Source organism: Maritimimonas sp. 2205BS37-2, assembly GCF_056591755.1.
The window spans coordinates 1,336,888-1,359,052 of record NZ_JBWQOI010000001.1 but is presented as its reverse complement, the minus strand read 5'-3'; the positions used below and the strand labels follow the sequence as shown (position 1 = coordinate 1,359,052).

Genomic DNA, 22,165 nt, shown 5'->3' with positions numbered 1-22,165 from the left:
TATGGTAGAGTTTAACTTAGATGAAATTGGTGTAAAAAAACTTAATTCAAAAAAGGGATTAATGGCCTTGTTGTCACGCGAGCCTTATAATATTGCCAAAGCAATTCGTTATGTTGATTACGAAAAAAGACTAGCTAAGTTACAGGTAGAGCTTATTCGGATGCAAACATGGGCTATTCAAAATAATGAGCGAATTATCATTCTTTTCGAAGGGCGAGATGCAGCCGGAAAAGGGGGAGCCATTCGAAGAATGACCGAACGCATTAATCCACGACATTTTAGAATTGTTGCATTACCAAAACCAACGGAGGAAGAAAAAACGCAATGGTATTTTCAACGCTATGTAAATCAATTTCCTGCTGCCGGGGAGATTATATTTTTTGACAGAAGCTGGTATAATAGAGCTGTGGTTGAGCCTGTTAACGGATTTTGCACACAAGAACAGTATAAGGTTTTTATGAACCAGGTGAATAACTTTGAGCGCATGATCACAGAATCAGGCATTCGATTGGTTAAAATATATATGTCTATATCAAAGCGCGAACAAGCAAAACGTTTTGAGGATATAAAAAATGACCCATTAAAACAATGGAAAATGACTCCTGTAGATGAAAAAGCACAAGAACTATGGGATGTATACACAGATTATAAAACAAAAATGTTCGATAACACAAAAAAAGGAGGCATTCCTTTTAAAGTTATTAAGGCGAACAGAAAAACTTCAGCAAGAATTGTAGCCTTTCAACATGTACTTAAATCAATTCCATACGATAAAAGTATAGAGGTATAGGTTTAACTATTTGGTGCTAAAAGACTGAAAGGATAGTAAGGGACATTTCTAAAGATCCAAAATAAAACAACAACAATTAATAGCACTCTTGGAGTATTTGGATGGTACATATAGTTATATATATTTTTTTTAAAGAAATGATTTGTACCTTCTATAATTAAGTGATAAACAATAATTAAGAGGCCTAGGAGAAAAAGTAAGTTGTGTTTTACTACATTAATTATTTGAAGATGAAGAAAATCATGTAAGGCACGCTGACTTCCACATCCTGGACAGTAAATACCTGTAGTAACGTGTAACGGACACTTTGGAAACAAATAAGCTTTACTACTAGGATCTAAAGTAAAATAAATAAATACTATTGCTAAAAATAGCAATAGCATTATAAAGTGTTTTAACTTCATTTAAACTAAGACCCTAGTATAGCTAAGCCTCCAATCGCAAAAATAAATATGAAATAGAGTACTATAGCAATCACTCCGGCTATAGCTCCCCAAGTCATCCATTTTTTTGCATCGGCCGAAGCTTGATTTGCACCTTGTATATCACCTGTATCAAATTTAGAGTTTACCTGCGTGGCATAAACGATCCCCACTACTCCCAATGGTAAACAACAAAAAATTGTAACTAAGATGGATTCGATTAAATAATTCTTTGGTCTTTGACTTATATGATCCATTTTTTAATTTGTTTAATGACAATTATTTATTTTGCAATTCGTTAAGCTTTTCTTGTAATACTTCGGGATTTTGTAAATCTTCAAGAGTAAGTCCTAAATAAGACATTACCCAAATGATATATCCAATAAATAATACACTAAGTATTAAGCCAATAATACCCATAATTTTACCCGCTTTTACATTTTGATAGCCTAAATATAGTTCTGGATTTTCATTATATAGCTTTGTCGCTTTTGTTGCTAGAATTATAGCTACAATACCAAAAAGAATTCCCGGCAATCCATAACAACAGCATCCTACAATAGAGAGTATGCCCATTACAAGTATTAAGGTTGAATTTGGTAACGTTTGTTTTTCCATAATTTGGTTGTTTTAGGTTAATGATATTTTATAATATAGTTGGTGAGCATAATCATAATGTTCGTGATAAATAAAAATAATAAAATCTTATGCCCTATTTTAAAACTAAATTTTAAGTGTAAGAGTAGATATCCAAACATTATTAATAAGGTATAAATGGCAGGATATATATAAAAAGCTTCGACAAATTCTCCTTTTAGCAAATGAATAATAGAGCGCTGCATACCACAACCCAAACAATCAATGCCTAAATGTTGTTTGAATTGACAGCTTAGCATATTGTCTTCAAGAAAATTGACGATGCTCATTCATCTAAAATTTGCTTAAAAATATGAAAAATAATAGTTATACTATGTACTTTTAAAGCATGAATGATCAATTTCTTATAGGTAGTAAAGTTGCTGTTTTAGATGATACCATTAAAGGTGAAATAAAAAACATTGTTGGAAGCACCATTACCATTAATACTGAGGATGATTTTTTAATGGTATTTGATAAAGCCGACCTCGTACTAATAGAAGAGGAACAAAGAGACTTTTCTAAATACATTGATATTAAAAATGATGACTTAATTGAAAAAGAGGTTTCAGATAAAAAGACTGGAGTTAAAAACCAGATTAAACGTAGAAAGCAACCACCATTAGAAGTAGATCTCCATATTCATCAGTTGATATCGTCTTCAAAAAAAATGAGTAACTATGAGATGCTTACCTTACAAATTGAAACTGCCAAGCGAAGATTAGAGTTTGCCATTAAAAAGAAAATACCCCGGGTTATTTTTATTCATGGTGTAGGAGAGGGGGTATTAAAAACGGAATTAGAATTTTTATTAAACAAGTATAATGTCGAGATATATCCGGCCTCTTTTCAGAAATATGGATTTGGTGCTACCGAAGTATATATTTTTCAAAATAAAAACTAAACGAACTACTCTGTTTTAGTAACCGTTTCGGTATAGGAGCCAAAATCAAAAGTTTCTAAGCGTATGTCGTTACCATTGACATTTGAAAGTTCTAAAGCCTGAATGGTTAATTGAGATTCATACAACTCATCATACTGAATTGAAATTACCGTTAATTGTGTATTCGAAGTAATTGCATCGTCTGAGTCTAAATAATTTGGAATACCATCATCATCAGTGTCATCGTTATCAGGATTATTATCCTCATCTACGCTTTCATCGATGGTATTTATAGTGTCACCATCATCATCTTCATCTAAATAATTTGGCGTACCATCACCATCGGTATCATCATTAGTTGGGTCACCATCACCATCCACGTCTTCATTAATTGTTAGAATACCATCACCATCATCATCTCTATCTTTATAGTTTGGCGTATTATCACCATCAGTATCAACGCTATCATCTATTAATTCTACCACATCATCACCATCATCAAATGTTAGCGCTGTGGTTATTAATAGAGTTCCACTACCATTCCATTCATTTATTAAATTTGGAGTAGTAGGAGGAATGTCTTGACAGAAGTAATTGCTTCCAGTAACATTAGAATCGAAGGCACGATAAATAATAGTATTTGAACCACCTTCAATAAGTGATACCTCATCGGCTTCATCTCTTACCGTTGTTAAAAATGTATCACTTACATTTAATTCTAAACTCAAGGTCTCGCTCCCGTTTACTTTATAGAGAACAAGATCACCACATTTTAAAGGGCTACCATCAAATACAAATTCTGGTAAATCAATATTACCATCATCACAGGCGATAAGTGCAAAAACAACTAAAAGGATATATAAATTCTTCATCGTAACAAAAATAGGTGTTTTATAAAACTATCCGAAGATTCATCAAGGTATTTTTAGCTATTTTTGCACGAGTTAAATGATGAGAAAAGTATATTTAGATAATGCGGCTACAACACCTATACATCCAGAGGTGATTTCTGTTATTACTGAAGTGATGCAAAAGACCTTTGGTAACCCTTCTTCTACACATCAATATGGTAGAAAAGCACGTGCTATAGTTGAAGCTGCTCGCAAGAGTATTGCGAGGCATTTTAATGTTACTGCAGGTGAGGTAGTTTTTACTGCGGGAGGTAGCGAAGCAGACAACTTAATTTTGCGTAATGCTGTAGACCATTTAGGTGTTAAACATATTATTACATCACCTATAGAACATCATGCTGTATTGCACACTGTAGAAGCTTTAGAAAAAGAAAGTAACATCAAGGTGAGCTTTGTGAATTTAAATGAAGAGGGGGAAGTTGATTTTACGCATTTAGACGAATTGCTAAAAAGTAGTTCAGAAAAAACATTAGTAAGCTTAATGGCTATTAATAATGAATTAGGGAATATACTTGACACAAAAAAAGTATGTGATTTATGTAGTACTTACAATGCCTTATTTCATTCTGATACAGTACAGGTTATCGGACATTATTATTTAGACTTGCAAGAAACGCCTATTGATTTTATTACGGCAAGCGCACATAAATTTCATGGACCTAAAGGAGTTGGTTTTGCTATTATTAAGAAAGGATTTGGTATAAAGCCATTACTAATCGGTGGCGAGCAAGAGCGGGGTGCACGAGCAGGCACCGAAAATGTACATAATATTGCCGGTATGCAAAAAGCCTTAGAGATTTGCCTTTCGGAAGTTGAGAAAGACGCAAAATACATTAGCAATCTAAAAACATACTTTATAACCCAGTTAAAAGGCTTAAATATAGGAGTAGTATTTAATGGGTGTTCTTATGATATGGAGAAAAGCACCTATGTTACGTTAAATGTACGTTTTCGTAATGAGATTCCTATGTTACTATTTAATCTTGATCTAAAAGGAATAGCTGCCTCTGGCGGAAGTGCATGTCAAAGCGGTAGCAATAAAGGATCTCATGTACTGAATACCATTTTACCTAAAGAAGAAGCAATGAAAACATCCGTGCGGTTTTCCTTAAGTAAATATACAACCAGTGAAGATATTGATTATACTATTGAAGTTTTAAAAACTTTATGTAGCTAATTTATCTAAGCCCCCTTCCAACGCTATTTTAATTCCTATTAATATTCCTAGAGCAAAAGAAATTACTATTTGCGCTACGATTATATAGGCAATGATTCTAAAAAACAGTAAAACCTTGTTTTTATAATAAGGATAGAAAAATTGATAAAATAAAACGATAAAGAATAATGGCATTATTCCGTACGCAAAGACATAGAATACATATTTTAAAACTGTTATGTCGGTATAGAAAATAGTAATTAAGGTGAAAAAAGTCATTATAATGAGCTCACCAGATGCTTTATACGTATTTAGAATTATATGTTCTGCTAGATTTAATTTAGATTTTAAAAACCAAATGAAACTCAAAATTGCGAACCCTGGTATTTGAATGAGCATCATTATTCTTGGATTATTTTTACTAAACTCTTCAACTTCGGTCATTATTTTTCTTGATTTTTCAGATGACATATCCATTAAATCACTCAATGTGATTGTTGAATATTCGCCAACTAAAATGCTAATACCAAGGATTATTAATAGAAATGTAAAGAAGTGAAAATAGGTTTTTCTTTTTCCGAGTATATAAGCTCTTACTAAGTTTCCGGGCTTAGTAAAAAGAGATTTTAGAGTAAAGAGAAACCCTTTTTCTAAATTAAAGACACCAGCTAAAAAATCGCTAGAAATTAATTGCGACAAGTTGAATCTTTTTGTAGATGATTTCTGGCCGCAATCTTCACAAAATGTAGATTTTAGCACTGCATCGCAATTGAGGCATTTAGTTGATTTGGTTTCCAAGAGAAATGATTTTTAACTAAAATATGAATTTTGTCAATACATGCAAAAAACCGAAGCAATTCTGCTTCGGTTTTTATTCTTTGTAATTTCAAATGCTTAGAAAAAAATCTAATAGATTATTTCTTTTTGCGAGTTCGTTGTTGCGTTGCCTGTTGCTCCTGTGCCTGTTTCATGGCATCGTCTAATCGTTGTCTGAACTTACTCTTCTTTTTCTCAGGACGCGCTTTGTTAACTTCTATTTGTGCATGAATTTTCTTTTCATCAATTACATAATTCTTAATAACAAACATAATAGCGATCGTTAATAAGTTTGAAATGAAGTAATATAAACTTAATCCACTTGCATAATTATTAAAGAAGACTAACATGAAAACTGGTGACATATACATCATCATTTTCATCATTTTACCCATATCTGGCATACCTTCTTGTGCAGGTGGTTGCATGTTCATTTGTTGACTTTGCGTCATACGCATATAAAAGAAGATTGCTATAGAAGCTAGAATTGGGAACAAACTCACATGATCACCGTAAAAAGGAATTTTAAACGGTAATTTGGCGATAGTATCATAAGATGATAAATCATTTGCCCATAAAAAACTCTTTTGACGTAGTTCTATGTTAGAAGGGAAAAACTTAAACAAAGCAAAGAATATTGGCATTTGTAATAGGGCAGGAATACAGCCTGATAATGGGCTTACACCTGCTTTTCGCTGTAACGCCATGGTTTCTTGCTGACGTTTCATTGCATTTTCTTTACCAGGATATTTTTCATTAATAGCTTGCATTTCAGGTCTCAATACCTTCATACGTGCACTCGACAAATAAGATTTATAAACTACAGGAGACATTAGAATTCTCACAACAATCGTCATTAGTATAATAAGTAACCCATAATTACCGATGAATGAACTTAAAAAGCCAAATACCGGAACAAAAATAATGCGGTTGATCCACCCAAAGATTCCCCAACCTAGGTCAACTGATTCATCAAGATCGGTTCCTTCATATTGTTTTAAAGTATTGTAATCACTAGGGCCATAATACATATTCATGGCATAATTAAGTTCTCCTCCTTTCATTTCAAGAGGAGCATTTATTGTAAACCTACGCGCATAGGTAGTATCAATGTCTTCATCTTCAACCAATTCTTTTGAAGTAATCTTTGCCGATGCAAATGGCGTATCTGTTTTTAAGATGGCCGTAAAGAAATGTTGTTTGAAAGCCACCCAATCTACATCTTCTTCGGTTTCATCGTCGTCTTTAGAAAGATAGCTTACATCATCTTCTGCCTTGTAATAGTACCAAGAATACATATTTTCGACATAGTAGCTTTTTTCATTTCTAAACGACTTTAATTCCCAATCTAGATTTAATGATTGAGATGTGTTTATAACATCGCTTAAGCCTTGTGAGCGTACTGTAAAATCAAGCATGAAGTTATCAGGCTTTAATTCATATCTATATTCTAAATAGCGATCATTAGCCACTTTTAGCTTCATAGATAGTACTTGATTATCACCACTTTTTGTTAAGGTAGGCTCAAAATAGAGGTCTTTAGTATTTAAAATACGATTATCTGTTGTTCCGAAATTAATATTGAAAGATGCATTCGCATCTTTGATAAGATACAATGGTGTTTTTTCCCATGTTTTGTATCCTTTGAGTTCAACCTCCGAAATTTGCCCTCCTTTATTATTAACTTTTATACGTACAAGTTCATTTTCAATAGAGTTTTCTTCTTCTTTTGCTGAAGGTAGCGTAGCACTATAGGCAAATGCACCTAGTTTATTTTGGGCATTTACTTGTGCTAATGAATCTGATATAACCTCGTTTGGTTGAGAGGTGATACTATCTATTACTTTAGTAGCTACATTTTTTTGTTGCGCTTTTTGAATAGAATCTTGAAGTTGTTCTGCTTTTTGCTTTGCAAGTTCTTCTGGTGTAGGTTGGTTATTGTACATCCACCATACCATGATTGCACCTAGTAAAACAAAACCTATTAATGAATTGAGATCAAATTTTTTTTCTTCCATATAATAAAATGCCAACTTGGCATAAATTGATAGTAATTAATGTGTTAAAAATCAGACAAACAGTCAATAAAAGCTTACAGATTTTTTCAGCGCGAAAGTATGAAAAACTAGCCACATAGCTTGTGTTTGTTGACTTATATTTTAAATTGAGCCCTAAAAAATATGTTTATTATTTTTCACTCATAAATGATAGGTCAAACACTGTTCCAAGAAGTTATGATGTTTGAGTTTTTGAGTTTAACGTGTTGTTAAAGCATCTTTCTTATTGCCTTAGCCAGTTCTTCAGCCGATGATGGACAGTTACGAAACCAAAGTTCTGGCTCAATTAATTCTAATTCGGCTAACGCAACCTTACCAGTATTATCATTAAAAATATCTACGCGAGCATATATGGGTTTTTGAATACATGCTTTAATGGTTCTTTCAGCAAAAGCAATTTCTTCTTTAGTCGGAGTATACACATGCACTGACCCTCCAAAATCATCTTGAACCCTGAAATCTCCTTTTTTAGCAATCTTTAGCACTGCATGTGTATATTGCCCGTCAATTAGTACTAATGACTTTTCTCCTTCACTTACAATACGATGTTGAAAGGTCTGTATAAGCATTGGCTCGTTTGCGATTAGCTCTTTAAAGATAGCCTCGTGAAGTGAAATATTATCTTTACTTAATTTGTACGTATGTCTTGCGGCTCCAGAAAAAACAGGCTTGAGCACTGTTTTGTCATAACCTTCAGTCTCATAGATTTCCTCTAATGTTTGCTTACTGCCTTTTTCTATAACTAATGTCGGAGGAATATGAACGCCCTTAGACTCTAAATCTTTCATGTAGCGTTTATCTATATTCCACCGTATCAGTGCTTCGCAATTTATTAGCTGTGTCTGTTTACTTACCTTGTTTAACCATTCAGAAAATTCTTGATATCTATCAAAGTAATCCCATGTAGACCTGAACAAAATATACTTTGTATTTGACCAATCAAAACTATGGTCATCCCACGAAAGACGGGCAACTTTTAGATGTTGCTTTTCTAATGCATCTTTAACCAACCCATCCTCTAGAAGCACATTGCGATTGTAATCATTTATTTCTTTTGGATCGACATAACGATGGTCTGTAAGTATTACAATATCGTATTTTTTCATAGGTCATTACTCCTTTTAAGTTTTACAAAAATGAAAAGCAAACTTATGAATCTATTTTATATTTATTGGCCTTATAATAATTTAACACATGTTCAGGAATTTGTATGTTGTCCTGGAGTTGATCATCGGAAACCGGATATTCTGCAACTTGTTTTAAAGGTACCAATCCGGCCCAAATAGGAAGGTTGTAATCCTCTGGTTCATCGTTTACTCCTACATCTCTAATTTTGGCAGAAGCAGATTTAATGGTGAATTCAACAACCATTGTCCTATCGAGCTCATGAGGATGCATTTCTCGAACACCGTCCCAACGTCCCGGCATCATGTGATCCATAAAACACTTTAGGGCATTTTCTTTTTCGGTAGGATCCTCTACTTTCTTTACTGCACCAAATAATGTTGCTGAACGATAATTTACAGAATGGTGCAGTCCAGAGCGAGCAAGTACCAGAGCATCGAGGTGCATTACGGTCATGCTCATTTCACCTGCTTCTAAAAGTGCTAATAGCATTCTGTTACCGTTAGAGCCATGCAAATAGATTTTATTTTCTAGTCTCCCATAGGCCATTGGTAGGGTTATCGCACCACCTTGATATATATAACTAACGTACCCAATAAAACCGGCATCTAAAATTTGGTTTATTTTTTCTACATCATAAGTAGCTCTATTTGCCCCCCTTTTAATTCGATTGAGTTTGGATTTAGGATATTCTTTCATATTCTTGAATATAGTAATTGTTAGAGTAAGCTTTATAGTCAGGATTTTCGGAACGAGATAATACATGTTGTATCCATGCTTTTCGTTCATGATAGAAAATTTCGAGTTCCCAAACACAAACTAATTGCTTAGAATGATAGATCGAAGGAACGATTTTCGATGGCGATTTAAAATCCGAAAAGTATATTTTGGTTTCAATCATATTTTCACCTGTCCACCAGCACAATAATATTAAAACTCCTTCTCTCGCTTCATGAATTATTAAAAATGCATGCTTATGAGTTTCAATGGTTGAGTTTTCCGCTTTATCTAACCAATTTGCTAAAAATCTTAAAGAACTATCTAATGTTTCTTGAGCTTCAAACTGTAGTCTATTGGTAATAGTATATACCTTAACTGAAAATTCATTAGCATTAACAACTTCGATAAATTCAATTTTTCTGGCTTGATATTGTTCAAATTCTTTCATCTTTTTTCTGGAACTACATTTTTATATTTTTCTAAGATCTTTTGAGTTTTATTCAAATCTTTCGGATCAATAACACGTTTAATAGATGCAGGATATTTCCTTAACATTACCTTTGGTCTTATAGGCCTTTTTACAAAATTTCCTCCACAACTCGGACAAACATTTTCAAAAATGGTTAAGGCGCATTCTTTACAATAGGTACATTCAAACGAGCAGATCATTGCATCGACTGAAGTACTTGGTAAATCTTTATTGCAGTGCTCACAATTAGGTCTTATCTCTAACATAACTACAAGTATCTTTCTTTAACAATTTCTAAATGCCATATATCATGCCCTGGTATAATAAAGGCAGCGGCTCTTGCTGAAAGATCAAAACCACTTGCATTACCAATAAGCTTTAAATTTTCTTCAGAGAAGCTCTTCAAAAGGGTGATAGAGTTATCTCTATTAATTCTAAATTCATTTAATAGATCTACTTTAGATTTTTGCGAGGCATTAGACGGTGCTATGTACGTATTTTGGTCAAAACCAGCTAATGGTGTTTTGTCGTTTCTGGCAATTCTCAGACACCTATAAATAAATATACGTTCTGTATCAATTAAGTGCTGGAGAACTTCTTTTATACTCCACTTTTCTGGGGCATATCGATAATCTAATTTCGTTGAAGGAATGTTTTCAAAGAAATTAATAACATTTTTTTTACCGATTTCGTAACTTTCAATTAGCATTGCATTAGCATCTAGTTTGTCTAGATACCGCTCGTAGTATTCATTATATTCTATTGAAGTTAAGTCTGATATTTTCATTTTATTTCGAGTTTTGTTCCTCAAAAATAATATATTTATGGACTGTTATTTTCATCCAGAATTAATTTAATAAGTAGTCCAGATGTTTCCTTATAAGACAAGCATAACAATTAATAGAAAAAGTGATCAGGCAATTTATCTTCAATTGTCTAATCAATTTATTAATCTTATTAAAGAGCGAAGCCTTCCGCCAGAAACTAAATTACCAGGAAGTAGAACACTAGCTGAATTACTAAGCCTACATAGAAAGACTATAGTTGCATGTTATGATGAATTATTATTACAAGGATGGGTTGAAAGCATCCCAAAAAAAGGAACCTTTGTAAATAAAAACCTTCCGGAATTTCATCAGCGAAATTTTATGACTACTGATAATGCTAAACGCAAATGTAGCGTAGGTTTTTCCTTTTACGATGATAGAATTTTAGATGACCTACCATTTTCTACAGGTAAAAAATTAACCCGAATTAACGATGGAGTTTCAGATGAACGCCTAACTCCGGTAAATGAACTGGCCAGAACATATAGGCGCATTTCTGCAAGAAAGAATAGTTTTCAATACTTGTCTTATGGATCTACTTACGGTAATGATAAATTACGCAAAGTTTTGACCAATTACCTTAATAAAACGCGCGGACTAAAAATTAATCAAGATCAAATTCTTATCACCAGAGGGAGCCAAATGGGAATTTTCTTGGCAGCTCAATTACTATTAAGGGAAAAAGACATTATTATTGTAGGAGAGACGAATTACCTCACGGCTGATCTTACTTTTAGCCATCAAAAGGCCAATTTATTACGTGTGTCGGTTGACGAAAATGGATTGGTAACCGAAGAGATAGAAAAAATATGCAAAAAACAGAAGATAAATGCGGTATATGTTACTTCACACCATCATCATCCAACCACGGTAACACTTTCGGCCGAAAGACGAATTCATTTATTAAATCTGGCGAAGCAATATCAATTTGCCATTATTGAAGACGATTACGACTATGATTTCAATTACAATCATGCACCTATCTTACCATTGGCTAGTCATGATTTAAATGGTAACATAGTTTATATAGGTTCTGTATGTAAAACAGTTGCTCCGGTATTTAGAATTGGCTATTTAATTGCGCCAAAAGATTTTGTTGACGAAGCGGCTCGGTTACGTAGAATTGTTGATAGGCAAGGCGATGCTCTACTAGAATTAACATTTGCAGAATTTATAGAAACTGGTGCCCTCGATAGACATATTAGGAAGGTTCTAAAAATATATGAAGCCAGAAGAAATTTATTTTGTGGACTTCTAAAGAATGAACTAAGTGAATTCTTTTCCTTTGAAATTCCAAAAGGAGGTATGGCCGTTTGGGTACAGCTTAACAAAAAATATTCATGGGCAGATGTAGCTCAAACTGCGGCTAAGTTTAATCTAGATATTGGAAATTGGAAGCGTTATGACATGATTAATTCTAAGCATAACTCAATTAGAATAGGCTTTGCTACTTATAATGATGAAGAAATCAAAAGCCTAATTACTAAGTTAAAAAGTACGCTTTACTTATTGAAATTAGAACAACGTTAGAACCCTATTGCTGTATCGTCACCGCGTCTATCAGCACCACCTTCTAGTTTTCCATTTTCTAGAACAAGAATGCCATCCACCTTACCAATCACTGGAGAATCCTCTTCATTAATCTTATAGCCTAATGCTTCTAGTTGCTTTATCAGGCTTTTATCAAAAGATTTTGGTTCCATTCTAATTTCATCAGGTAACCACTGATGGTGAAAGCGAGGGGCATTTACTGCTTCCTGCATGCTCATATCAAATTCATGCACATTTAAAATGGTTTGTAACACAGAAGTGATAATGGTTGACCCTCCAGGAGTACCAACAGACATTAATAATTTACCATCTTTTTCAACAATGGTTGGTGTCATAGAACTTAACATACGTTTTTGAGGAACAATACTATTCGCTTCAGCTCCGATTAACCCAAACATATTAGGTACACCAGGCTTGGCACTAAAATCATCCATTTCATTATTGAAAAAGAACCCTAATTCATTAGAATATAATTTAGAACCATATGCTCCGTTTAAAGTTGTAGTAGCAGAAATAGCATTACCAAATTGATCAATGATAGAGTAGTGCGTGGTTTCATCGCTTTCAATAACTTGAACATTTCCATGAGAAACATCAGACGATAATGTGGCCTTGTCAAAGCTAAAATCATTCATACGTCCGGTTAAATAAGATGTGCTAATTAAGGTGTCTTGTGGTATTGTAACAAAATCTGGATCGCCTAAGAAATAGCTTCTGTCAGCGTACGCTCTTCTTTCCGCTTCGGTTACCACTTGTATAGTTTTAGCTGAGTTATGACCAAATTGAGAGACATCATAAGGTTCAATCATTTTCATTATTTGGGCAAGACAGATACCACCACTTGAAGGTGGAGACATTGAGATTATTTTTAAATCGTCATATTTAAAAGTAATGGGAGTACGCCAACGCACCTCATATTTAGCAAGATCTTCCTCCGTTATTATTCCGCCATTCTCTTGAATAAATTTGGCTAGTATTTTAGCGGTTTCCCCTTTATAAAACTCATCTCGGCCATTTTTAAGTATTCTAGTTAGGGTCTGGGCTAGGGCCGGATATTTTATAGTGTCATTTGCTTGCCAATGGTAATCAAAGGGAATAGAATCTTTATTGGCTTCTGGGAAATATTTCTGATATTTTTTTATACGATCTTCTTGCTTTTTGGTGACAATAATACCTCTTTTGGCAAGATCAATTACAGGCTGAATTATATCTTCAATTGGGAGTGTTCCAAATTTCTCATGAACAGCAAAAACTCCGGCTACACTACCAGGTACACCAACTGCCATAGCACCTAAAGTACTTTTACCTTTAATTACATTACCTTCTTTATCTAGGTACATATCTTTTGTAGCTGCTAGTGGTGCTTTTTCGCGATAGTCGACGGCCCCAATTTCACCATCGTTCTTTCTGTAAATCATAAAACCACCACCACCAATATTACCTGCGTAAGGATAGGCAACGGCGAGTGCTAATTCGGTTGCGGCCATAGCATCAAATGCATTTCCTCCTTTTTTTAAAACATCGATTCCAATTTTTGATGCCTCAGCTCTTGCCGAAACAACCATCGCTTTATCAACTATTTCTCCCCTTTTCTTAATTATTTGAACTTCTAGTTCGGGTGTTTTTTTACATGATGTAATAAGAAACATGATGCTTAAAAGAAGTAAGATTTTTTTCATGATAACTCTAATAGTTTTTGGTTAGAAAAGTCAATTAATTCATTAAAAAATGAAGTGAATTCTTCTTCAAATTCACTATAAAATATATTGAGCTCGTTAACAGCATTATTCATTTTTGATTTATTCTGTGTTCTTCGGTTCATACCTTCTAAGACTTTAGCAATACCATCTATCGAAGCATAACTTAATAGCCAATTGTCGGCTATCATATAAGGCATCATTTTTTGTATTCTAACCGGAAGTATTTCGAAATGATCTTCTAGAGAGTCATAAAAATTATCTACATATTTGGCCAAAGGAACATCGCAGTAGCTCTTCCAATTTTTTGCTAAAAAATGATCATAAAGGATGTCAACTATAATTCCTGAATAATGGCTGTAGTTTTGATGTAAACGCTTGGTACTTTTACGAACTGTTAGGTGTTCATCGGTGTAGGTATCTATGGCTCGATGAAGTAAAATACCGGTTTGTATTTTTGGAGGATACTTTTTGTATTGTTTACCTCTTATACCGTCGGCTATAAAATTGCCAATAGTGACTAATTTATCATCACCAGATAAATAGATATGAGCTAAGAAATTCATCTTGTGAAAATAATAATAAAAAAACAACTTTATCGGTAAGGATAAAGTTGTTTTTAATTTGATTGGATATAGTCTATGTTTCTATGGTTTTACAAATTCCCAGTTCATTTTATTGAATAGGTTTACCAGAGCTTCTTTTTTATCTTTCTCACAAATTAGAAACTCATAATTTCCACTGGTTATTAATACCGATAAGCCTTTTTTATCTACCGCGTAGGCCATTTTATCTAAGTACGAATTGGTATAATCTCTACTTGTAGGATTAGGAAATTTATATTTGGTAATGTATTTTATCTTTTGAAGCGATTTTTTTGTGTCTTTCGCATCTTCTCCATATCCCATTAAACCATGGTACATTAGTATGCGATGCATGGCGCTTTTAAAGTATTCAAGCTCATCTTCTGAGGTCGTCCAATCACTTAAATAGGGATTTGGCTCAAGAACAATCTCACCCTTAAAGTTTTTCTTATTCCAATTTGGCAAGGTTCTAATAGCAAAATCTTTATAAACCATGTCAAACTTCTTAGGATTTGTAAATGATAGCCAAATTCTTTCTACCATTTCATTACGCTCTACTTCAGTATAAAATGACGTGCCTAGTAGGGCTACAATATCTGATATTAATTTTTTATCAATATTTAAGCCATCAATTTTAGGAGTGCTTTTTTTATACTCTTTTATTTTTTTCTTGAATTTTATCTGCGTATAGTCCGGTTGTTCTTGACCATAAAGAAGAAGACTTGAAAAAAATGAAAGGGCAAAAAGTAATAATAACTTTTTCATTTTTTTGTGTTTTTAGTATTATTCAGCTATAGATGTACTATCATTCAGTTGATAGAACGTTTTTTTTACTGTTTAAGTATAGCCTCTAAAATTTATGGTGCAATAAGCTCCCATTTAAGCTTATTGAACAAATTAGTAATCTTATCTTTTTGATCAATTTTACAAACAATAATATCGTAGTAACCTTTGGTTACAAGAGCAACAAGTCCTTTTTTAGCTAATTCAGCATTTGCGTTACCTAAATAAGAATACGCCCAATCATCATCTTTTGGCGGAGTGAACTTTATATCTTTTGTCAATAATAATTTATTGAAAGATGTTTTCACGGCCAGTGCATCATCACCATAGGCTAACAAGCCATAATGATCTAAAATTTTGTTCAATGCCAATTGAAAGTATGGAAACTCATTGTCATTAATAGTCCATTCAGTCAAATAAGGATTAGGTTCAAGAACCATTTCTCCTTTTGAATTGACTTTACTCCAATTTTTATTGGTTTTAACAGCAAAATCTTTATAAACAAAATCAAAAGTTTCTGGGTTAACAAAAGATAACCAAGCTTTATTAATAATCTCTTTTTTTTGTTTTTTGTTATATAGCGAATCTCCGAGCAAATCGATTATGCTCGATACTAATTCTTTATCGATACCCAATTCAGATGTTCTGGGTTTTTCTTTTTTATATTTATAGATAGTACTACTAAAGGTAACCTTTGAATAATCGGTTTGACCAACAGAACTAAAAGAAATAACCAACAATGTAAGGGTGAAGAGTAATTTTTTTACCATAGATAATATTTAGTTAGACATCGTTTTAATAGATGTACAATTGTTACCTAAATAACAACTGAAACAATAAAAATCCTACCTCATATCGATAGAATGTTTAACTAAACTAAGGCACCTGGTTTAAATGCTTATAAGGGGTGTTCATAGCTTATTGACTGCAATGTACAAAAAAATCGCTCTAATTTTTTGAAAATATGCAAATTGCATCATTATACTAACAAATGGTAGTTTTTTCTAAATAAATGAAAATAGCGAGCTGTAAATGTGTAAATAACTGATTTTTAATTATTTAACATTACAGGCATTACTAACATCGTAATATTTTCTCCTTCATCTAAACCGTCAATCGGCGTTAAAATACCAGCTCTATTAGGTAAAGACATTTCCAACAAAACCTCATTAGAGCCTAAATTCCCTAACATTTCTAAAAGAAATTTAGAATTAAAGCCAATTTGCATATCATCGCCCTCATAATTGCATTGTAAACGCTCATCAGCCTTGTTCGAAAAATCGAGGTCTTCAGCAGAGATATTCAAAGATGTACCTGCCATCTTTAATCGTATTTGATGTGTGGTCTTACTAGAAAAAATAGAAACACGGCGTACAGAGTTTAAGAAAGTACCTCTATCTAAAGTCAATTTATTAGGATTTTCTTTAGGAATTACTGCCTCGTAATTAGGATACTTACCATCAATTAATCTACAGATCAATATACTATTGTCAAACGTAAACTTGGCGTTAGACTCATTATATTCAATTTTTACTTCATCATTATTTCCTGATAAGATATTCTTAAGCAAGGTCAATGGTTTCTTGGGCATAATAAATTCTGCTACTTCAGATGCAGTAACATCTGTACGCACATATTTCACTAATTTATGTGCATCTGTAGCTACGAAAGTCAAATTTTCAGGTGAAAACTGAAAAAAGACACCACTCATTACCGGACGTAGGTCATCATTACCCGAAGCAAAAATAGTTTTATTGATTGCTGTAGACAGGATATCACCCGCAATAGTAGTCGAGCTCGGTGATTCCAGCTCTACTGCTTTAGGAAACTCGGCTCCATCAGCATAAGCAAGCGCATATTTACCGCTATCAGAGCTGATTTCAATGGTGTTGTTGTCTTCAACAACAAAAGTTAATGGCTGTTCAGGGAAAGTTTTTAAAGTATCTAATAGCAGTCTTGCAGGAACAGCAATAGAACCCGATTCATCAGCTTCTACATCTATGGTAGTACTCATAGTTGTCTCAAGGTCTGAAGCAGAAATCTTTAACTGGTTATTACTAAGATCAAATAAAAAATTATCTAAAATAGGTAAGGTATTATTACTGTTGATTACTCCACCTAAAACCTGAAGCTGTTTTAGTAATTGCGTACTAGAAACTATAAATTTCATTGAGGTTAAAATTTTAAAAACGGACTACAAATATATTTTATTTACCCGAAGTTGCAAAGCATATTTAAGAGACAATTCAACAAGTTAATAACAAAATGTTAAGGTTTTCACAATTAATTAATATTGCTGATTTTTATGTTTAGCTTTGTTTCAAACCTAAGGCTGTAAAAGCTTAAATTCTATCAATGAATTTCTAGCGTGAAAAGCCATTTATACTTGACTCTATATAACTACAAAACCATATAAAAGAACAAATGAAAAAGTATTACACTCTATTTACTTGTTGTTTTTTTCTTACTGTTACTTTCGCTCAAAAACCTTTAAAACAAAATTCTTCAGAGATTTATGAGTCTATACAAAAGTTAAACTTTTTAGGCTCTGTTTTATACGTTGCGGCGCATCCTGATGATGAAAATACACGTTTAATATCCTACTTCTCAAATCACGTAAAGGCTAGAACAGCTTATTTGTCGTTAACTCGTGGTGATGGAGGGCAAAACTTAATTGGCCCAGAGCTTCGTGAACTTCTAGGCGTGATCCGTACACAAGAATTATTAGCTGCTCGTGGCGTTGATGGTGGAGAACAGTTTTTTACAAGAGCAAATGATTTTGGGTATTCTAAACATCCAGATGAGACATTAACCATTTGGAATAAAGATGAGGTTTTAAAAGATGTAGTATCTGTTATTAGAAAGTTTAAACCAGACATTATTGTAAACAGATTTGATCATAAAAGCGCTGGTAGAACACACGGGCATCATACGTCTTCAGCTATGTTAAGTCTTGAAGCCTTTGATTTAGCAAATGACAAAAATTTTAATACACATTTTGGAGACGTTTGGCAACCTAGGCGCCTATTTTTTAATACACATTGGTGGTTTTATGGTAGTCGAGAAAAATTTGCTGAAGCTGATAAAAGCAAAATGCTAAAATTTGATACAGGTGTGTATTATCCATTTAAGGGCCTGTCTAATAATGAAGTTGCAGCGCTAGCAAGTAGCCAGCATCTATGTCAAGGATTTGGGAGGTTAACCACCCGCGGAACTGAAGAAGAGTATATAGAATTGCTAAAAGGAGATTTACCGGCAGATAACAATAATGCTTTTGAAGGAATTGATACATCATGGAATAGAGTAAAGGGAGGTGAAGCGATTGGAACCATTTTGTATAATGTTGAGAAAAATTTCGATTTTAAAAACCCATCAGTTCATGTACCGAAACTTTTAGAGGCTTATAAACTAATTGCTAAATTAGAAGACACTCATTGGAGAGAGATAAAGTTAAATCAGATAGCGCAAATTATTACTGCAACAATGGGGCTGTATCTAGAAGCTTCAGCTACTGACAATTATGCAAACCCCAATGGAAGTGCTGAGTTAAATATTGAAGCCTTAAACAGAAGTGGCGTAGCAGTTAAACTGATCTCAGCAAGCTATAATGGTAATTCTTTTGCTATAAACCAAGAATTGAATAATAATAAGAAATATACTTCAAAAGAAACAATCAACGTTGATCCTAACAAAGGGATAACCGCTCCTTATTGGTTGATAGAAAAGGGAAGTTTAGGGATGTATACAGTTAATAACTCTGCAATAATTGGTACACCAGAAACACAACCTTTACAGATGAAATTCTCTTTAGAGATAGATGGTTTGCCTATAAATTTTTATAGACCAATCATACGACGTTATTCGAAGCCAGATAAAGGTGAGCTATATGAACCATTTCAAATAGTACCAAAAGTGACCTCAAGTATTACCGAAAAGGTAATCATTTTTGCTGATGCAAGTCCAAAGGATGTAACTGTGAAAGTAAAAGCTAATGCTGCAAATATTACGGCTTTGGTTACACTAAATCATCCAAAAGGATGGAGCGTATCTCCTGCAAGTAGTCCAGTTAAGATTTCTCAAAAAGGAGGAGAGGCAAGCCTAGTGTTTAAAGTAACACCGCCTTCTGCTCAAAGTGAGGGTAAATTACATCCGGTAATTACAATTGATGGCGAAAAGTTTGATAAAGAACTTGTTGAGATAGCTTATGAGCACATACCCAAACAATCAGTACTATTGCCTTCGGAGTCTAAAATAGTGCGTTTAGACATTGCTAAAAAAGGGCAGAGAATAGCATATATACAAGGGGCAGGAGATCAAATACCTGAAAGCTTACGTCAAATTGGTTATACGGTGATTGAGTTGAATGATGACCAAATTTCAACAGATAATTTACAAAATTTTGATGCAGTTATTTTAGGTATCAGGGCATACAATGTAAAAGAACGGTCTAAGTATTATCAAGAAGCTTTGCATAGCTATGTAGAAAATGGAGGCACATTAATGGTGCAATACAATACAAGTTTTAGAACCAAAGTTGATCAAGTAGCTCCTTATAATTTAAAACTTTCTCGTGACCGTGTAACCGATGAAAACTCTGAGGTTATCATCTTGAATCCAGATCATGAAGTTATGAGTTACCCTAATAAAATTACTTCGAATGATTTTGAAGGATGGGTGCAAGAACGTGGTTTGTATTTTCCAGATGAATGGAGTGCAGAATTTACTCCTTTATTAGCTATGAGTGACAAAGGCGAAACCGCAAAACAGGGAAGTTTATTGGTTGCTAAATATGGAAAAGGACATTTTATCTATACCGGACTGAGCTTTTTTAGAGAATTGCCGGCGGGTGTACCCGGAGCTTACAGATTATTCGCTAATCTATTATCTGTAGGAAAGAATAATGTAGAGCAACCTATTAAAAATTAAAATTATGGAAGAGCCTAAAAAATATCAATGGGATAGAACCTATACTTTAGTTTTGGCGGCCAACGCTATTTATATTATTCTGTTTTTCTTTTTAATGAAATTCTTTTCTTAAACTATTCAACCAAATGCAAACCTTAGATTGGATTATTTTAATATGTACCCTATTATTTATAGTGCTCTATGGTTCATGGAAAACACGTGGTAGTAAAAATGTAGAAGATTTTATAAAAGGAGGTAATCAAGCGAAATGGTGGACAATCGGTTTGTCTGTTATGGCTACTCAGGCAAGTGCAATTACATTTTTATCTACTCCTGGGCAAGCGTTTCATGATGGGATGGGCTTTGTACAATTCTATTTTGGTTTGCCAATTGCTATGGTGGTTATTTGTGTTGTTTTTATACCTATTTATCATCGCCTAAAAGTATTCACTGCATATCAATATTTAGAATCACGTTTTGATCTAAAAACAAGAACTTTAACAGCTATTTTGTTTTTAATTCAACGAGGATTAGCTGCTGGAATTACCATTTTTGCACCAGCGATTATACTTTCGGCAGTTTTAGGTTGGGACCTGATAACACTAAATATTATCATAGGTGTATTGGTAATTATCTATACGGTATCTGGAGGTACAAGGGCTGTAAGTGTAACTCAAAAGCAGCAAATGGCGGTAATCTTTACCGGAATGTTTATTGCTTTTTTTATTATTCTAAGTAAACTTCCTGAAGGAATTACCTTTAAGAAAGCTTTGGATATCGCGGGTACCAGCGGGAAAATGAACATATTGGACTTTTCTTTTAATTTTGAGAATCGTTATACTTTTTGGAGTGGAATTATTGGTGGTAGTTTTTTAGCACTGTCTTATTTTGGTACCGATCAAAGCCAAGTACAGCGTTATTTATCGGGTAAATCTATTAAAGAGATGCAATTGGGGCTCATCTTTAATGGTCTGTTAAAAGTCCCTATGCAATTTTTCATTCTATTGGTAGGTGTAATGGTTTTTGTATTTTATCAATTCAATACTACACCACTTAATTTTAATCCTGAAGCAAAACAAGCTGTTGAGAGCTCAGCATATGCTAAAGAATATGGTAATCTTGAAGATAAATTACATAAGATAGAAGAAGAAAAAAAAGTACTACAATTAGAATTTGGTCAAAATGAGGTTAATACTTTAGAAAAACAGCGAATCGTTGAATTACAAGCACAAGACAAAAGTTTAAGAGCCGAGGCTAAAGAACTTATAAAAAAGGCCGATGAGTCTGTTGAAACTAATGATAAAGATTATGTGTTTATTCATTTCATTCTTAATAATTTACCAAGAGGTTTAATAGGTTTGCTCTTAGCAGTGATTCTATCTGCTGCAATGTCTTCTACAGCTTCAGAATTAAATGCTTTAGCTTCAACGACGGCAATCGATCTGTATAAACGAAATGTTTCAGAAGAAAAAACAGATAAACATTATGTCACCGCTTCAAAATGGTTTACACTTTTATGGGGTGTGCTGGCAATTATAGTGGCATGCGTTGCTAATTTATTTGATAACCTAATCCAATTAGTAAACATTATTGGTTCTATCTTTTACGGAAATGTTTTAGGGATATTTCTATTAGCATTCTTTATAAAATTTGTACATAGTAATGCCGTTTTTGTTGCTGCTTTAATTACACAAATAATTGTAATTGTAGGTTGGTATTTTGATTGGATGCCCTATTTATGGCTTAACTTATTTGGGTGCGGACTTGTAATGATACTAGCAATACTTATTCAAACAACAAAGCCTAATAAGAACCCTGAAATTGTTTCTTGAT

General features: G+C 33.4%; 23 protein-coding genes. 6 read left to right on the top strand and 17 right to left on the bottom strand.

The genetic code is table 11. The features are described from left to right. Window position 1 precedes the first annotated feature (1 nt). Window positions 2–790, top strand: coding sequence for a polyphosphate kinase 2 (gene ppk2 / locus AC1EUU_RS06460; protein WP_480200568.1), 789 nt, complete (start codon window positions 2–4; stop codon window positions 788–790). Window positions 791–792: 2 nt separating this feature from the next. On the opposite strand, the gene AC1EUU_RS06455 is transcribed toward ppk2, so the two are convergent. Genes AC1EUU_RS06455 through AC1EUU_RS06440 form a run of 4 tightly spaced genes read right to left on the bottom strand, consistent with a single transcriptional unit; the run spans window position 793 to window position 2,138 of the window. Beyond that, window positions 793–1,173, bottom strand: coding sequence for a DUF2752 domain-containing protein (locus AC1EUU_RS06455; RefSeq protein WP_480200567.1), 381 nt, complete (start codon window positions 1,171–1,173; stop codon window positions 793–795). Between the two features lie 26 nt (window positions 1,174–1,199). Further along, window positions 1,200–1,469, bottom strand: a complete 270-nt coding sequence (locus AC1EUU_RS06450) for a CD225/dispanin family protein (protein WP_480200566.1) — start codon at window positions 1,467–1,469, stop codon at window positions 1,200–1,202. A gap of 22 nt (window positions 1,470–1,491) precedes the next feature. Continuing rightward, the gene (locus AC1EUU_RS06445; RefSeq protein WP_480200565.1) at window positions 1,492–1,830 is read right to left on the bottom strand and encodes a CCC motif membrane protein; all 339 of its coding nucleotides are present in this window, start codon (window positions 1,828–1,830) and stop codon (window positions 1,492–1,494) included. A 17-nt stretch (window positions 1,831–1,847) separates the two neighbouring features. Then, window positions 1,848–2,138, bottom strand: coding sequence for a DUF2752 domain-containing protein (locus tag AC1EUU_RS06440; protein ID WP_480200564.1), 291 nt, complete (start codon window positions 2,136–2,138; stop codon window positions 1,848–1,850). Between the two features lie 59 nt (window positions 2,139–2,197). On the opposite strand from AC1EUU_RS06440, the gene AC1EUU_RS06435 reads away from it, so the two are divergent. Further along, window positions 2,198–2,752 carry a Smr/MutS family protein gene (locus AC1EUU_RS06435; RefSeq protein WP_480200563.1) on the top strand — a complete coding sequence of 185 codons (555 nt, stop codon included), beginning with the start codon at window positions 2,198–2,200 and terminating at the stop codon, window positions 2,750–2,752. A 5-nt stretch (window positions 2,753–2,757) separates the two neighbouring features. Here the strand turns inward: AC1EUU_RS06435 and AC1EUU_RS06430 are convergent, their stop codons facing one another. Next, the gene (locus AC1EUU_RS06430; RefSeq protein ID WP_480200562.1) at window positions 2,758–3,603 is read right to left on the bottom strand and encodes a hypothetical protein; all 846 of its coding nucleotides are present in this window, start codon (window positions 3,601–3,603) and stop codon (window positions 2,758–2,760) included. A gap of 79 nt (window positions 3,604–3,682) precedes the next feature. On the opposite strand from AC1EUU_RS06430, the gene AC1EUU_RS06425 reads away from it, so the two are divergent. Then, the gene (locus AC1EUU_RS06425; RefSeq protein ID WP_480200561.1) at window positions 3,683–4,819 is read left to right on the top strand and encodes a cysteine desulfurase family protein; all 1,137 of its coding nucleotides are present in this window, start codon (window positions 3,683–3,685) and stop codon (window positions 4,817–4,819) included. Here the strand turns inward: AC1EUU_RS06425 and AC1EUU_RS06420 are convergent. The 7 genes from AC1EUU_RS06420 to AC1EUU_RS06390 all read right to left on the bottom strand — a co-directional run bounded on the left by AC1EUU_RS06420 (window position 4,808) and on the right by AC1EUU_RS06390 (window position 10,772). Further along, on the bottom strand, window positions 4,808–5,596 hold the full coding sequence (locus AC1EUU_RS06420; RefSeq protein WP_480200560.1) for a DUF3667 domain-containing protein: 789 nt from the start codon (window positions 5,594–5,596) through the stop codon (window positions 4,808–4,810). The two genes, AC1EUU_RS06425 and AC1EUU_RS06420, sit on opposite strands and share 12 nt — an antisense overlap. A gap of 116 nt (window positions 5,597–5,712) precedes the next feature. Continuing rightward, window positions 5,713–7,632 (bottom strand): membrane protein insertase YidC, encoded by a 1,920-nt coding sequence (gene yidC / locus AC1EUU_RS06415; RefSeq protein WP_480200559.1) that lies wholly within the window; start codon window positions 7,630–7,632, stop codon window positions 5,713–5,715. Between the two features lie 248 nt (window positions 7,633–7,880). Beyond that, entirely contained in the window at window positions 7,881–8,777 is an 897-nt protein-coding gene (locus tag AC1EUU_RS06410; RefSeq protein ID WP_480200558.1) for an ATP-grasp domain-containing protein, read from the bottom strand. Window positions 8,778–8,820: 43 nt separating this feature from the next. Then, complete coding sequence (locus tag AC1EUU_RS06405; protein ID WP_480200557.1) at window positions 8,821–9,495, bottom strand: pyridoxamine 5'-phosphate oxidase family protein; 675 nt, start codon at window positions 9,493–9,495, stop codon at window positions 8,821–8,823. Next, complete coding sequence (locus AC1EUU_RS06400; RefSeq protein WP_480200556.1) at window positions 9,479–9,964, bottom strand: hypothetical protein; 486 nt, start codon at window positions 9,962–9,964, stop codon at window positions 9,479–9,481. Before AC1EUU_RS06400 ends, AC1EUU_RS06405 begins: the two co-directional genes overlap by 17 nt. Next, window positions 9,961–10,251 (bottom strand): DUF1272 domain-containing protein, encoded by a 291-nt coding sequence (locus AC1EUU_RS06395; RefSeq protein ID WP_480200555.1) that lies wholly within the window; start codon window positions 10,249–10,251, stop codon window positions 9,961–9,963. The genes AC1EUU_RS06400 and AC1EUU_RS06395 overlap by 4 nt, the downstream gene beginning before the upstream one ends. Window positions 10,252–10,253: 2 nt before the next feature. Further along, the gene (locus tag AC1EUU_RS06390; protein ID WP_480200554.1) at window positions 10,254–10,772 is read right to left on the bottom strand and encodes a DinB family protein; all 519 of its coding nucleotides are present in this window, start codon (window positions 10,770–10,772) and stop codon (window positions 10,254–10,256) included. Window positions 10,773–10,854: 82 nt separating this feature from the next. Here AC1EUU_RS06390 and pdxR point away from each other — a divergent pair, with 82 nt between their 5' ends. After that, window positions 10,855–12,342, top strand: a complete 1,488-nt coding sequence (pdxR, locus tag AC1EUU_RS06385) for a MocR-like pyridoxine biosynthesis transcription factor PdxR (RefSeq protein WP_480200553.1) — start codon at window positions 10,855–10,857, stop codon at window positions 12,340–12,342. Here the strand turns inward: pdxR and ggt are convergent. The 5 genes from ggt to dnaN all read right to left on the bottom strand — a co-directional run bounded on the left by ggt (window position 12,339) and on the right by dnaN (window position 17,597). Further along, the gene (gene ggt / locus AC1EUU_RS06380; protein WP_480200552.1) at window positions 12,339–14,042 is read right to left on the bottom strand and encodes a gamma-glutamyltransferase; all 1,704 of its coding nucleotides are present in this window, start codon (window positions 14,040–14,042) and stop codon (window positions 12,339–12,341) included. The two genes, pdxR and ggt, sit on opposite strands and share 4 nt — an antisense overlap. Next, the gene (locus tag AC1EUU_RS06375; protein WP_480200551.1) at window positions 14,039–14,626 is read right to left on the bottom strand and encodes an acyl carrier protein phosphodiesterase; all 588 of its coding nucleotides are present in this window, start codon (window positions 14,624–14,626) and stop codon (window positions 14,039–14,041) included. The genes ggt and AC1EUU_RS06375 overlap by 4 nt, the downstream gene beginning before the upstream one ends. Before the next feature lie 81 nt (window positions 14,627–14,707). Next, entirely contained in the window at window positions 14,708–15,409 is a 702-nt protein-coding gene (locus AC1EUU_RS06370) for a hypothetical protein (RefSeq protein WP_480200550.1), read from the bottom strand. A gap of 92 nt (window positions 15,410–15,501) precedes the next feature. Then, entirely contained in the window at window positions 15,502–16,197 is a 696-nt protein-coding gene (locus tag AC1EUU_RS06365; RefSeq protein WP_480200549.1) for a hypothetical protein, read from the bottom strand. Window positions 16,198–16,478: 281 nt separating this feature from the next. After that, window positions 16,479–17,597 carry a DNA polymerase III subunit beta gene (gene dnaN, locus AC1EUU_RS06360; RefSeq protein ID WP_480200548.1) on the bottom strand — a complete coding sequence of 373 codons (1,119 nt, stop codon included), beginning with the start codon at window positions 17,595–17,597 and terminating at the stop codon, window positions 16,479–16,481. Window positions 17,598–17,851: 254 nt separating this feature from the next. Between dnaN and AC1EUU_RS06355 the strand changes: the two genes are divergently transcribed. Next, window positions 17,852–20,353, top strand: a complete 2,502-nt coding sequence (locus AC1EUU_RS06355) for a PIG-L family deacetylase (protein ID WP_480200547.1) — start codon at window positions 17,852–17,854, stop codon at window positions 20,351–20,353. A 125-nt stretch (window positions 20,354–20,478) separates the two neighbouring features. Further along, window positions 20,479–22,164: a sodium:solute symporter family protein gene (locus tag AC1EUU_RS06350; RefSeq protein ID WP_480200546.1), complete on the top strand. Its 1,686-nt coding sequence runs from the start codon at window positions 20,479–20,481 to the stop codon at window positions 22,162–22,164. Window position 22,165: the final 1 nt, after the last annotated feature.